Raw genomic sequence first — 13,453 nt, forward strand, 5'->3', positions numbered from 1 at the left:
AGAGATGGCAAATTATTATACAGACATTCCGGAACTCAAGTATCACTTGAACAATCCGATGATGGAACGTATTTGCGAACTGAAAGAACGCAATTACAGAGATAAAGAAGAGTTCGACTATGCACCGCAGGATTATGCCGATGCGATGGACTCGTTCGACAAAGTGCTTGAAATCACAGGCGAAATCACAGGCGAAATCATTGCCCCCAATGCCGAAGGTGTCGACGAAGAAGGTCCTCACTGCGCAAACGGACGTGTGGAATACGCTTCCGGGACCAAGCAGAACCTGGATGCAATGGTGAAAGCCGGCCTGAACGGTATGACGATGCCGCGCCGTTTCGGCGGTTTGAACTTCCCGATCACGCCGTACACCATGTGCGCCGAAATCGTGGCCGCCGCCGATGCCGGATTCGGAAACATCTGGTCGTTGCAGGATTGTATCGAAACATTATATGAATTCGGAAACGAAGACCAGCACAGCCGTTTCATCCCGCGTATCTGCGCCGGAGAAACGATGTCCATGGACCTGACGGAGCCGGATGCCGGTTCCGACTTGCAGTCCGTGATGCTGAAAGCTACTTTCGACGAAAAAGAAAATTGCTGGTTGCTGAACGGAGTGAAACGTTTCATCACAAACGGGGATGCTGACCTTCATCTGGTTCTGGCCCGCTCGGAAGAAGGAACGAAAGACGGACGCGGCTTGTCCATGTTCATCTATGACAAACGTCAGGGAGGCGTCGATGTCCGCCGAATCGAAAACAAGTTGGGTATCCACGGTTCTCCTACTTGCGAACTGGTTTACAAGAACGCGAAAGCCGAACTTTGCGGGGACCGCAAATTAGGTTTGATAAAATATGTGATGGCCCTGATGAACGGTGCCCGTCTGGGTATCGCCGCACAGTCTGTCGGTCTGAGCCAGGCCGCCTACAACGAAGGTCTGGCATACGCCAAAGAACGCAAGCAGTTCGGCAAAGCGATTATCGACTTCCCGGCTGTGTACGACATGCTGTCTATCATGAAAGCGAAGCTGGATGCCGGCCGTGCGTTACTGTACCAGACTTCCCGTTATGTGGATATCTACAAAGCGCTGGACGACATCGCACGTGAACGCAAGTTGACACCGGAAGAACGCCAGGAACAGAAGAAATATGCCAAATTAGCCGACTCTTTCACTCCGCTGGCAAAAGGCATGAACTCCGAATATGCCAACCAGAATGCATACGACTGTATCCAGATTCATGGTGGTTCCGGTTTCATGCTGGAATATGCCTGCCAACGTATCTACCGCGATGCCCGCATCACCTCCATCTATGAGGGAACGACACAGTTGCAGACGGTTGCAGCCATCCGTTACGTGACAAACGGTTCTTACCTGGCCACCATCCGCGAATTCGAAGCAATCCCCTGCTCTCCGGAAATGGAACCGCTGAAAGCACGCCTGGTTGAAATGGCCGATAAGTTCGAAGCCTGCATGAACAAGGTGAAGGAAACCCAGAACCAGGAACTGCTCGACTTCGTTGCCCGCCGGTTGATGGAAATGGCTGCCGACTGCATCATGGCCCACCTCCTGATCCAGGATGCGACAAAGGCTCCCGAATTGTTCGCCAAATCGGCTGTCGTATATCTGAACTATGTCGAAGCGGAAGTGGAAAAGCACAGCAGCTTCATCAACAGTTTCAATGCTGACGAATTAGCAAACTACAGACAATAATAGAGCGTATATTTTTCAAAAAAGCCGGATATCTTCTCTTGATTTCCGGCTTTTCCCTTATATTTAGGACCGTATTAAGCCGATCGATGCCATAATATCCATTGCATGATGCCGCGCAAGGATAAATAAGCCAGGAACGCCATCCATAATGCATGATTGCCCATCATCCCGAAAAAGGAGTAATAGATCAAAAAGAAAGTGCCGGAAGCGACCAACATCGAATAAAGCATCAGGCGGGTGGCCGTCGCCCCGATCAGGATGCCGTCCCAAAGAAAGGCGGCAAAGCCGGCAAACGGGACGGCCAGTACCCAATAGAAATAGGTTCCGGCCTCTTGGATAACCGCAGGATCATTCGTCAGAAGAGACAGAAAATCTTTCCCCCCTACTCCATAAAGCAACGTAAACGAAAGAGACAGCCCGATCCCCCAGCCAAACAGCAAACGGATCATCCGGCTGAGGGCTACTCGGTTCCGGGCGCCGATATAACGTCCCGCCAAAGCCTCGCCCGCATAGGCAAAACCGTCCATGATATAGGAGAAAAGCGTAAACAGCTGCATCAGCAACGTATTAACGGCCAAAACGATATCCCCTTGTCTTGCACCCGTAGAAGTAAAAAATGTAGTAACCGCCACCAAGCAAAGCGTACGAAAGAAAATATCGCCATTCACCAGGAAGAAACGGCGCATGGCGACCTTATCCATGACCTCCTGCCAGCAAATACGGACATCCAGCCGCTTCCGGTAGAATGCGTACCACAGGAATACAGCCATCCCGAAGCCCCCATATTGGGCGATCAGCGTTCCCGTCGCAACCCCTTGCACCTTCATGCCGAACACAAAGACAAAGATCAGGCTCGCCACAATATTCACGACATTCTGGGTGATCGCAATAAACATCGGGAAACGGGAATTCTGCATTCCGATAAACCAGCCGGAGAAACCATACAACCCCAACACGGCCGGTGCGCCCCAAACACAAATATTGAAATATAAGGTAGCCAAGCGTTCCACCTCATCCGTCGTATCCAACAAGGAGAAAGCTATTGACCGTATCGGATACTGGAGCAGAAGCAAAGCCATAGAAATCAACATCCCGACACCGACCGACCGGAACAAAACCCTCGTGACCTCCCGGAGATCCCGTCTCCCCAAAGCCTGCGACGTCATCCCGCTCGTTCCCATTCGCAGGAAACCGAACAGCCAGTAAATAATATTGAACAACATCCCTCCTACCGCGATCGCCCCGATATAGGAAGCGGCTCCCAAATGCCCGACGATCGCCACATCGACCAGTCCCAACAGAGGAACCGTTATATTGGAAACAATAGAGGGAAGCGCTAACTGAAGTATCTTTTTGTTCATAATTTATCGTATCTATAAAAAGCTTATTCCTTACTTTGCCGGCAAAGTTACAGAATTATTGCTTCAAAACTCTGGTTAGCGGCACTGACCGAATCGAATTCATCGATATTGATCAAGACAAAACGGGCCAGCATCAGTGTGGACAGCAGGCCTGTCAGATCCCCGTCCCCAAACGCGAAGTGTCCACCTCTTTTGCCTTTTTCTCTTTATAGCCACCGAAACTATACCGTAATGTCAGTGTCACATTCCGGCTATCCTGCCACAGTTTCATCCGGCTTTTCTGTCCCTGTTCATCCACATGGGTGACGGGATTGGCTCCCTCGAACAAATCATTGCCCCGAACCGTCAGGCGCATCTTCTTTTTCGCGAATGTCCAGGCCAGACCGGCCGACACATTGTATATCAGATCGATATCATATAGTCCCTGTATAACCGGAGAGATACAATAGCCCCGCAACTCCAACGATAAGTTCCGGTCCTTGGTCAAGTAGAAGGTAGTGTTCAGTTCGGCCCGGCCAAACAGTTTCTTGCGGTCGAAAGAGACATCATAGAGTACCCCCTTGTTATGAATGGCACACCCCATCAACGTCAGCCTGGAGCTCATAAAATCAAAAGGCCTGAAAGGGACGACGGCAACCGCTCCGAACATATTGTAGATATCCATATTCACCGTCTGGAAGACGGACCTCAACGCATCGTGGCGCTGGTACGTCATCTGGTGTATTTTATCGGGCTGGATATTGGCAAACAGGTCGAATACATATTTGCTTTTGAAGATATAATTCAGTTGCATGGAATAGGAAAGTTGCGGTTTCAAGTCCGGATTGCCGATCATAGAGCTATACACATTCATGTAATAAGTATTAGGAGTCGTCATCCAATAGGACGGATACGACTTATCACTGGAGAACGAGAGCATCAGCATGCCGTACGGATGCACCTTATAAGTAAAATTAAGCTGCGGGAAGAGGCTCACCCTGTTCCACAATGTTTTCTTCTTACCGGCAGAATCGACAGATGCCTTGTAATACTGCAAGGAAACGGAGGCATCCAGCGAAATCTTCTTTCCGAACGACTTGGTAAAACCGGCAAAACCTCCTACCGAATAGTCCTTTTGTTTCAGCCGGAACGTTCCTTCCGCCGCTATTTCCCTGTCGACCGACTGGCTGGATTCGTTGTGCGTATCCGACAAGGAGGCATCCGCTCCGTAATTCAATACCCATCCTTTTTCCAACTTACGACTGTCGTTTATATACAGGTTCCCACGCCGTACCCGCTGGGAAGACAAGGTGGAAATCGTCTGCTCGTCTTCTTTCTCAAAATCATTCACCAAGTGTTGCATATCGTTATTCTTATAGAAAGTATAATCCATCCCGGCATTGAATCCCTTGTGACTGACATAATCGATCCGGGCATTATGCAGGTCGGAAGCACCGGACAATTCCAGTTCCGTTTCTACCCGCTGGATACCGACAAAATCGGTAGAAGCCCCTCTCCTCGATATTTTGTCTGGATCGTAAAAACGTCCCGTATAGGAAACGGACAACCGGTCCTTGTTCTTCAGATCAAAATCGAATGCTCCCCTTATATTATGAGATAAGTTCACAAAATCATACCAATCATCCTGCCGGATGTCATACGGCTGCCCGTTTACTGTCGGCCGTGCAAACATATCTTCCTCCTGTCGGCCGCGGTCATAGGAGGCGGAATAGGAAATATCAGCCGAAAAGCTTTTTCCCACATACGACAGGTTCGCCCCTCCGGAGGGGGAAAAGAAATACCCCTGTTCGCCCGTCAGCGAGAGTTCCCCTTTCAAGACATCTTTTAAAGATTTCTCATTCTCCATTATGACATTGATGGAAGCCCCTTTCACACCGAACCGGGGAGGCGTGCTGTACATCACATCTATCTGCCTGACTTTGGAGGAAGAGACCGACTTAAGCATGTCGGCCAGTTGCTCCGCCGTCATCGAACTTTTACGCCCGTTGATCAGGATAGCCGTAGATGCGGTCCCGATAACCGAGATATCATCCCCTTCTTTCCGCACGCCGGGTAATTCGCCTATCACATCGAAAGCCGTGGCGACCGGCTTGTCCTTGACCAGGTTCGGAATATCATACTGCAATTTTCCTTCCGACACTTTTACCAACGGTCGTTCCGCCTTTACAAAGACTTCCGGCAGATCGACCGTTATGCTGTCGTTCACCAGAATCTGCTCCTGTTTCGCCGTACTTTGGCCCCACATAGGCATTCGGACAAGTAAAAATCCAATCCATACATAATAACAAATGTGTTTCATCGTATTCTTTTTTCGGGTAAAGGTTGCATACGGAAACGATAGTTCCAAACATCTCCTTTCTTTCGTAAGACTATATAACATCCCCCGATCCTAATGTTATTTAGTCTTACCAAATGAACCGGATCAGACAAACTTTCCTTACATTTGTTTATATGAAATCTTCGTTCAAATATGTAATCATTCTCGTCATCCTGTCATTGTCCGGCATCTTCATCTATCAGCTATTCTGGATAACCGGGCTCTACCACTCCCGGCAAAAACAGAACCGGGAAGAGATCCGGATGGCGATCAAAAATGCAGATCATATCGAATTGTTCGACCGGGCCGATTTCCTCAGCAAGGTCACGCACAGGCAGAGAGAGACATCCGTCATTGCCGATACGAAAGGCGGTGCGGCTCTCAGCACCCGGTTTACGGACAAGGATTCGGTTATTCCCGAACTGAGCGTCCAGCCCTTGGATACGAATATCTATCATCCCCGATACCGGAGCCAGATCCTCCGTAACGAAGCGGACAAAATGCTAAAAAGCACGGCAGTGGAGGTCGGCCACGATTTCAATTCGTTAGGAGAATTAGGGTTACAGATGCAGCAGACCTTGCATGAAGTGATCGACTCGGTCAAACCGGTCGACCTTGCGAAGTTCGACAGTATCCTGTCTTCCCATCTGCAAAAAAGAGGACTGTATATCCGCCATTATACCGAAATATGGAATCTGGAAGACAGTTCCATCCTCGCCTCGTCCGTTCCGGCGAACCTGGACCGGGCAGAATACGACCTGCACAAATGGGAATACACGACCTATCACAAAAAGGCTTATCTGGTTTACACCGATCCGACCCGGTGGGATACGATCCGGATGATGTCGGGCATCCTGTTCTCTTCATTCCTGATCCTGCTGATCCTGATCCTTTCTTTCGCTTATATGTTCTGGTTCCTGATCCACCAGAAGACAGTGGAACAACTGAAGGATGACTTTACGCACAATGTCACGCATGAACTGAAAACCCCGATAGCAATCACCTATGCGGCAGTCGAAGCGATGATCCATTACAACATAACCGGAAACAAAGAAAAGACAAACAAATACCTGCATGTCTGCCACGAGGAACTGCAACGTCTCGGCAACATGGTCGAACAGATCCTTTCGCTCAGCCTGGAACATAAAAAGGACTTCAAACTCAAATACGAAAGAGTAGACCTGAACGAGCTGCTCGATAAAATCGTCGGACAACAGGCCATCAAATCCTCCAAACCTTTTCATGTCGGGCTGGAACTCCTGCCGGACGGGATTATGCTGGAAGCCGACAGAACACATCTTTACAACATCTTGAGCAACCTCCTGGACAATGCCGTCAAATATTCCGGTGATAATCCGCAAATCCGGATAGCGGCAGAAGAACACGACGGTTCGGTCATCATCCGCATCACCGACAACGGCATCGGAATAGAAGAAGAACACCTGGCGCATATCTTCGATAAATTCTACCGGGTTTCCAACAGCAAGCGACCTCCCGTAAAAGGGTACGGCATCGGGCTGTTTTATGTCAGGACCATGATACACAAGCACAACGGTACGATCCGGGTAGAAAGCCAGCCCGGAAAGGGAAGTTGTTTCATAATCACATTACCGCAGACGCATGAAAGATAAGAAATCGATATTATTAGTTGAAGACGAGGCAAGCCTATCCATGATCATCAAAGATGCACTGGAAGAAGAAGGCTACCGGGTCATAACAGCCGGAAACGGCCTGCAGGGGATCGACTGTTTCTACAAGTACGCTCCCGACCTGATTATCGCGGATGTCATGATGCCGGAAATAGACGGGTTCGAAATGGTCCGCCGGATACGAAAGGAAAACAAGGAAGTGCCCGTGCTCTTCCTGAGTGCCCGCTCCTCGACAGACGATATCGTCTCCGGCTTCGAATTAGGTGCTAACGATTATGTCCGCAAGCCTTTCAGCCTGCGCGAACTGGTCGTCCGCACCAAAGCCCTCCTCATCAAAAACAAACAGGAGGAGGAAAGAGCCGGATTCTACGAGATCGGGCTTTACACTTTCTATCCGAAAGCCCAGACCTTACTGATGGCCGGCGAAAGCGACAAACTCTCCTACAAAGAATCGGAAATATTGAAACGCCTATGCGAAAACGAGAACCTGCCGGTCTACAGCAAGGACATTCTGCTGAGCCTATGGGGAGACGACAGTTTTTATAATACGCGCAGCCTGCATGTTTTCATCACCAAGCTGCGCCATAAACTGGACAAAGACCCTCGCATCAAGATCTTGAACGTAAGAGGGATCGGTTACAAATTAATCTGCGAACCGCTTTAAGTCCTTTCATCCAAGTGCGCAGGCGCTACTCTGATATAAAAAAACGAAGGCCGCGGGATTCACATCCGACGGCCTCCTACACTAACCCTTAACTTTAACCAATGAAAAACAATAATCTACTTAATTAGTTTTTTAGCGAAGCGATTGCGGCTTCGTAATTCGGTTCGTTTGTTATTTCGGAAACCAGTTCCTCATAAACAACTTTACCCGCTTCATCGACAACTATCACGCCACGGGCTAACAAACCCTTCAACGGACCATCGATCATCAACATCCCGTACCCGTTTTCAAAACAAGAACAACGGAATGCAGAAAGTGGAATCACTTTATCGATACCTTCCGTGGTACAGAAACGTCCTTGCGCAAAAGGCAAATCCTTTGACACGGCAAGCACCACAGTATTCGGAAGAGAAGCGGCTTCTTTATTAAAACGTCTTACCGATGCGGCACACACGGCAGTGTCCAAACTCGGAAATACGTTAATCACAACTTTCTTACCTTTTAGATCTTTCAGATGCAATTCGGATAAATCGCTCTTTACACCTTTAAAATCGGGAGCCTCCGCTCCAACTGCGGGCAATGAACCGTTCGTATTGACTTCATTACCTTTAAATGTTATCTTTGCCATCTTTTGTAGTATTTTATGTTCTCTATCAAAAGCGGCTTACAAATATAAGCTGCTTTGTATAACTTAAACAAAGGAATCTGAATAAAGTTTCTCTATTTAACTCTTTTTAATTACTATGCAAGATCAGTCTTTTCCTATCTTTGAACCCAAATAGAAAGAATATGGATGGGTTGATCATTTGCTTACTTGTTATTATCATTGTCTTACAGCTTGTTTCCCGCTTCCGGAAAGAAAATTCAGATACCGCAAACGAACTGAAAAGACTGCTCGGCGAGATGCAACGTTCATTCGAACGCATTGAAAAGAACTTCCGGGAAGACTTCCGCCTCAACCGGGAGGAAGGGCGCATTGTCGCCCGTGACAACCGGGAAGAGCTGGCTCGTTCCATGAGCGAATTCCGGGAAGCGTTCGAACGGGGCATTACCTCTTTCAACAATCTGCAACGGGAAAAATTCGCCGACCTGGACGAACAGCAACGCCTGTTGGTCGCCAATACGGAAAAGCGGTTGGATGAAATACGAATAACAGTGGATGAAAAACTTCAAAAAACACTGAATGACCGGATCGGACAATCTTTCCGTCTTGTCACCGAACAATTGGAAAGCGTACAGAAAGGACTCGGAGAAATGCAGACGTTGGCACAAGATGTCGGCGGTTTGAAACGTGTCCTCAGCAATGTGAAGACACGCGGCAACATCGGGGAAATCCAGTTAAGCATGCTTCTCGAACAAATCCTGGCGCCGGAACAATACGAGGCGAACGTGCATACCCGCAAAGGATCGGATGCCGTCGTTGAGTTTGCCGTCAAACTTCCGGGACGTGACGATGTCCGCGAATTTGTCTATCTGCCGATAGACGCAAAATTTCCCAAAGACGTCTACGAACAACTGCTCGATGCATACGATCATGCCGACACACAAGCAATAGAGACGGCCGGAAAGCTATTGGAAACCACCATTAAAAAGATGGCAAAGGATATTTCCGACAAGTATCTGGCTCCCCCCGCCACCACCGACTTCGGCATCATGTTCCTGCCTTTCGAAGGAATCTATGCGGAGGTCGTACGCCGTTCCTCCCTGCTGGAAGAACTACAGCGCAACTATAAGGTGGTCGTCACCGGTCCGACAACACTTGCCGCCATCCTGAACAGCCTGCAAATGGGATTCCGCACGCTCGCGATCCAGAAACACTCCGGCGAGGTATGGACCATCTTGGGAGCGGTAAAGAAAGAATTCGAGAAGGTTGGCGGAATGCTGGAAAAAGCACAGAAGAACTTGCAGACAGCCAGCGGGCAGATCGAAGAGGTGTTAGGGACACGTACACGTGCGATCCAGCGCAAACTGAAAGATGTGGACACTCTGAGCGACAGGGAGGCACGCGCCGTCCTTCCCGAAATCGGTTCACTGACGGATGAAGAAGATGAAAACGGATTATGAAAAAGAGACAGATGCCACACGCATACGCGATCATATTATATAGTAATGGAACGGAAGATCATACATATCGACATGGACGCATTCTACGCATCCGTAGAACAGCGGGATAATCCGGAACTTCGCGGGATTCCGCTCGCAGTCGGCCATGCGGAGGAACGGGGTGTCGTAGCGGCAGCAAGCTACGAAGCCCGGAAATTCGGCGTGCGCTCCGCCATGTCGTCACAAAAGGCCAAACGTCTATGCCCGCAACTCACCTTTGTTCCCGGACGGATAGATGTCTATAAAGCGGTGTCCCGCCAGATACACGAAATCTTCCACGAATATACGGACATTATCGAACCGCTTTCACTGGACGAGGCGTTTCTCGACGTAACCGAGAATAAACAGAATATCCCCCTTGCCGTCGACATTGCCAAAGCGATCAAGCAAAAAATCCGGGAAAAACTGCACCTGGTGGCATCGGCTGGAGTATCGTATAATAAGTTTTTGGCCAAAATCGCCTCCGACTACCGCAAGCCGGACGGACTTTGCACCATCCATCCGTCCCAGGCGGAAGAGTTCATCAAGCACCTACCGATCGAATCCTTCTGGGGGATCGGACCGGTCACCGCCCAGAAGATGCACACATTGGGCATCCACAATGGCGAGCAGTTGAGAGCGTGTTCACAAGAAATGCTTACCCGCCAATTCGGTAAAGCCGGCGTTCTATATTATGAGTTTTCAAGAGGAATAGACCTGCGCCCGGTCGAGGCTGTCCGTATCCGTAAATCCGTGGGGTGCGAACATACGCTGGAAAAAGACATTTCCCGGCAATCATCCGTCATCATCGAATTATATCATGTTGCAACCGAACTGATCGAACGGCTGCAACGAACCGGTTTCAAAGGGAACACTCTCACTCTAAAGATTAAATTCCATGATTTCAACCAAAAGACCAGAAGTATCACCCAAAGCCACGAACTGACCACGTTAGCCGAAATACTACCTTTAGCCAAAGGATTGTTGAAAGACATCGAATATACGACCCACCCGATTCGCCTGATCGGACTTTCGGTCTCCAATCCTTACGAAAAGAACGAAGAGAAAGCCCGCTGGGAACAACTCAGTTTCGAATTCAGCGACTGGGATACCTAACAGGCTTTCTTCCTATCGGACTATTATCGGTTACTCTAAATAAGTGTATCCATACAAGCCGGAACGATAGTTGGAAAGGAACTCCTTGCCTTCTTCCACCGAAATCTTGCCTTCCTTTACGGACTTAGTCACCCAAGTTTCCAGCGTCCTCACCAGTTTTTTAGGATTATACTGGACATAATCAAGCACTTCGGCAACCGTTTCTCCGTCGATGACCTGTTCGATGTTGTAGTCCTTCTCATCCACCGTCACATGCACGGCATTCGTATCGCCGAAGAGATTGTGCATGTCTCCCAGAATTTCCTGATAGGCTCCCACCAGAAAGACACCGATATAATAAGCCTCTTTCCCTTTCAGCGAATGTACCGGCAGATCATGAGAAACATTGCGTGTCGAAATAAAGTTGGCGATCTTGCCATCCGAATCGCAGGTTATATCCTGCAAAGTCGCCGTCCGGTCAGGACGCTCGTCCAACCGTTGGATAGGCATGATCGGGAAAATCTGATCGATCGCCCAAGAGTCCGGCAAAGACTGGAAAAGAGAGAAATTGCAGAAATACTTATCAGCCAACAGCTTGTCCAGTTTACGGAACTCATCCGGAGCATGTTTCAGACCGGAAGCGATCTGGCTGATCTCGCGCGTCACAGACCAATACAACCGCTCGATCTGGGCGCGGGTCTTCAAATCGACAATGCCATGACTGAACAAATCCAACGCCTCCTCGCGTATCTGTTGCGCATCGTGCCAGGCTTCCAACATACGGCTCTGATTCAGCTTATCCCAGATCTCATACAGTTCCTGCACAAGCTCATGGTCGGATTCACTCACTTCGAACTCCTCATCCATTTCGGGGAGCGTGGCTGTTTCCAGCACTTCAAATATCAAGACGGAATGATGGGCAGTCAACGAGCGTCCGCTCTCGGTTATGATATTCGGATGCGGGATACCGTTCTTGTCACTGACATCGACCATTGTGGATATAGAGTCGTTCACATATTCCTGGATCGAATAATTGACGCTGCTCTCGCTATTGGAAGAACGGGTACCGTCGTAATCGACTCCCAGTCCGCCGCCAATATCCACAAACTCGATATTGAAGCCCATCGCATGTAGTTGCACATAAAATTGCGACGCTTCGCGCAAAGCCGTTTTAATACGGCGTATCTTGGTCACCTGGCTACCGATATGGAAATGGATCAGCTTCAGGCAATCTGCCATATCTTTCTTTACCAGGAAATCAAGCGCTTCCAGCAATTCACTGGACGTCAACCCGAACTTGCTGGCATCGCCCCCGCTCTCTTCCCATTTGCCACTACCGGAAGAAGCCAGTTTGATACGGATGCCGATATTCGGACGGACATTCAGTTGCTTGGCCATCTTGGCGATCAAAGCCAGTTCGTTGATTTTCTCGACAACCAGAAAGATGCGTTTGCCCATTTTCTGTGCCAGCAAAGCCAGTTCGATATAGCTTTCATCCTTGTAACCGTTGCAGATAATCAAAGAATCCGAATCCGTATTGACCGCAATCACCGCATGGAGTTCCGGCTTGGAACCGGCTTCCAACCCTAAGTTGAACTTCTTGCCATGACCGATAATCTCTTCCACTACCGGACGCATCTGGTTTACTTTAATAGGATAGATAATGAAATTCTGCGCCTTATAACCATATTCATCGGAAGCCTGCTTGAAGCAGTTCGCTATCTTTTCAATACGATTATCCAGAATATCCGGGAAACGGATCAGTACAGGAGCCTCCACATCCCGTAATTGCAGTTCGTCGACCAGCTCTCTCAGGTCCACACCGACGCCGTCTTTACGAGGAGTTACCACTACATGACCTTTGTCATTGATACCAAAGTACGAAGTACCCCAACCAGTGATGTTGTAGAGTTCTTCTGAGTCTTCAATACGCCATTTTCTCATTTCTTCTTCAGTGCAAAAAATACATTTTTGTATTTGGAATAAATAAACAGATCTTGTGCAGACGTGACAAGTCAATAATCTATCGACGAGCTTATCTATCAAAATGGTTGTAAATATAAGCAATAGATATATAACTATGGCAGATTTGGTCAAGAAAAACATTTCAAGCGATACAAGATACCGATTATTAAACTTCTTAAGTTCCCTAAATTTCTTTTATGGACTTTCCTATTCCAGCCAAAGAGCACCGACCATGAATCAACGCCATTACACGCTTATAATCAAAAAACTATCAATAAAGAACAACGGGCTTAGGTACCATAGTCTCAGTAGGACTAAGGTGTTGTAAGGAAAATGTAAGTTCCTATAAATTAATTGATTCATATTGTTTGTGTTTAGGGGAAAAACAAGATCGTATTTTTATTCTTGTCCCATTTGTAAATCAAGTTGTACAGGTGATTTGTAAGTGGTAGTATGAAATATCGTTAAAGACTATGTCATTGGAAAGGTTTACGGTATAATAAAAAAATGTTGTGCATTACTAAAAGAACTGTTTTTTTAATTAAGTTGCTTATAATTAACTGTTTAATATCTTCGAGGAATAAGTGCTTGCCTCTTTGGGGGATAAAA

The 13,453-nt window shown here is 48.1% G+C and carries 9 protein-coding genes; 5 read left to right on the forward strand and 4 right to left on the reverse strand.

Annotation, left to right across the window (positions count from 1 at the left end):
* The first annotated feature begins 4 nt into the window (after positions 1 to 4).
* Complete coding sequence (locus tag ACW6QF_RS01390) at positions 5 to 1,711, forward strand: acyl-CoA dehydrogenase family protein (protein WP_456086540.1); 1,707 nt, start codon at positions 5 to 7, stop codon at positions 1,709 to 1,711.
* A gap of 74 nt (positions 1,712 to 1,785) precedes the next feature.
* Here ACW6QF_RS01390 and ACW6QF_RS01395 read toward each other — a convergent pair whose 3' ends face one another.
* The gene (locus ACW6QF_RS01395; RefSeq protein WP_456086541.1) at positions 1,786 to 3,072 is read right to left on the reverse strand and encodes an MATE family efflux transporter; all 1,287 of its coding nucleotides are present in this window, start codon (positions 3,070 to 3,072) and stop codon (positions 1,786 to 1,788) included.
* Positions 3,073 to 3,226: 154 nt separating this feature from the next.
* Positions 3,227 to 5,371, reverse strand: a complete 2,145-nt coding sequence (locus ACW6QF_RS01400) for an outer membrane beta-barrel protein (protein WP_456086542.1) — start codon at positions 5,369 to 5,371, stop codon at positions 3,227 to 3,229.
* Between the two features lie 152 nt (positions 5,372 to 5,523).
* Between ACW6QF_RS01400 and ACW6QF_RS01405 the strand changes: the two genes are divergently transcribed.
* Together ACW6QF_RS01405 and ACW6QF_RS01410 are read left to right on the forward strand one after the other, a co-directional pair.
* The gene (locus tag ACW6QF_RS01405) at positions 5,524 to 7,020 is read left to right on the forward strand and encodes a sensor histidine kinase (protein ID WP_456086543.1); all 1,497 of its coding nucleotides are present in this window, start codon (positions 5,524 to 5,526) and stop codon (positions 7,018 to 7,020) included.
* Positions 7,010 to 7,702: a response regulator transcription factor gene (locus tag ACW6QF_RS01410; protein WP_456086544.1), complete on the forward strand. Its 693-nt coding sequence runs from the start codon at positions 7,010 to 7,012 to the stop codon at positions 7,700 to 7,702. Before ACW6QF_RS01405 ends, ACW6QF_RS01410 begins: the two co-directional genes overlap by 11 nt.
* A gap of 124 nt (positions 7,703 to 7,826) precedes the next feature.
* On the opposite strand, the gene tpx is transcribed toward ACW6QF_RS01410, so the two are convergent.
* Positions 7,827 to 8,330: a thiol peroxidase gene (tpx, locus tag ACW6QF_RS01415; protein WP_298551132.1), complete on the reverse strand. Its 504-nt coding sequence runs from the start codon at positions 8,328 to 8,330 to the stop codon at positions 7,827 to 7,829.
* 161 nt (positions 8,331 to 8,491) lie between these two features.
* Between tpx and ACW6QF_RS01420 the strand changes: the two genes are divergently transcribed.
* Together ACW6QF_RS01420 and dinB are read left to right on the forward strand one after the other, a co-directional pair.
* Positions 8,492 to 9,766: a DNA recombination protein RmuC gene (locus tag ACW6QF_RS01420; protein ID WP_456086545.1), complete on the forward strand. Its 1,275-nt coding sequence runs from the start codon at positions 8,492 to 8,494 to the stop codon at positions 9,764 to 9,766.
* A 45-nt stretch (positions 9,767 to 9,811) separates the two neighbouring features.
* Complete coding sequence (dinB, locus tag ACW6QF_RS01425; RefSeq protein ID WP_456086546.1) at positions 9,812 to 10,900, forward strand: DNA polymerase IV; 1,089 nt, start codon at positions 9,812 to 9,814, stop codon at positions 10,898 to 10,900.
* 30 nt (positions 10,901 to 10,930) lie between these two features.
* Here the strand turns inward: dinB and speA are convergent, their stop codons facing one another.
* Complete coding sequence (gene speA / locus ACW6QF_RS01430; protein WP_298551126.1) at positions 10,931 to 12,823, reverse strand: biosynthetic arginine decarboxylase; 1,893 nt, start codon at positions 12,821 to 12,823, stop codon at positions 10,931 to 10,933.
* Positions 12,824 to 13,453: the final 630 nt, after the last annotated feature.

It is taken from the genome of Parabacteroides sp. (assembly GCF_977054455.1).

Excerpts from the sequence above, each read along its gene's own strand:
- ACW6QF_RS01400 (WP_456086542.1), bottom strand. The coding sequence starts at position 5,371 with ATGAAACACATTTGTTATTATGTATGGATTGGATTTTTACTTGTCCGA.
- tpx (WP_298551132.1), bottom strand. The coding sequence starts at position 8,330 with ATGGCAAAGATAACATTTAAAGGTAATGAAGTCAATACGAACGGTTCA.
- ACW6QF_RS01410 (WP_456086544.1), top strand. The coding sequence starts at position 7,010 with ATGAAAGATAAGAAATCGATATTATTAGTTGAAGACGAGGCAAGCCTA.
- dinB (WP_456086546.1), top strand. The coding sequence starts at position 9,812 with ATGGAACGGAAGATCATACATATCGACATGGACGCATTCTACGCATCC.
- ACW6QF_RS01390 (WP_456086540.1), top strand. The coding sequence starts at position 5 with ATGGCAAATTATTATACAGACATTCCGGAACTCAAGTATCACTTGAAC.
- ACW6QF_RS01420 (WP_456086545.1), top strand. The coding sequence starts at position 8,492 with ATGGATGGGTTGATCATTTGCTTACTTGTTATTATCATTGTCTTACAG.
- speA (WP_298551126.1), bottom strand. The coding sequence starts at position 12,823 with ATGAGAAAATGGCGTATTGAAGACTCAGAAGAACTCTACAACATCACT.
- ACW6QF_RS01405 (WP_456086543.1), top strand. The coding sequence starts at position 5,524 with ATGAAATCTTCGTTCAAATATGTAATCATTCTCGTCATCCTGTCATTG.
- ACW6QF_RS01395 (WP_456086541.1), bottom strand. The coding sequence starts at position 3,072 with ATGAACAAAAAGATACTTCAGTTAGCGCTTCCCTCTATTGTTTCCAAT.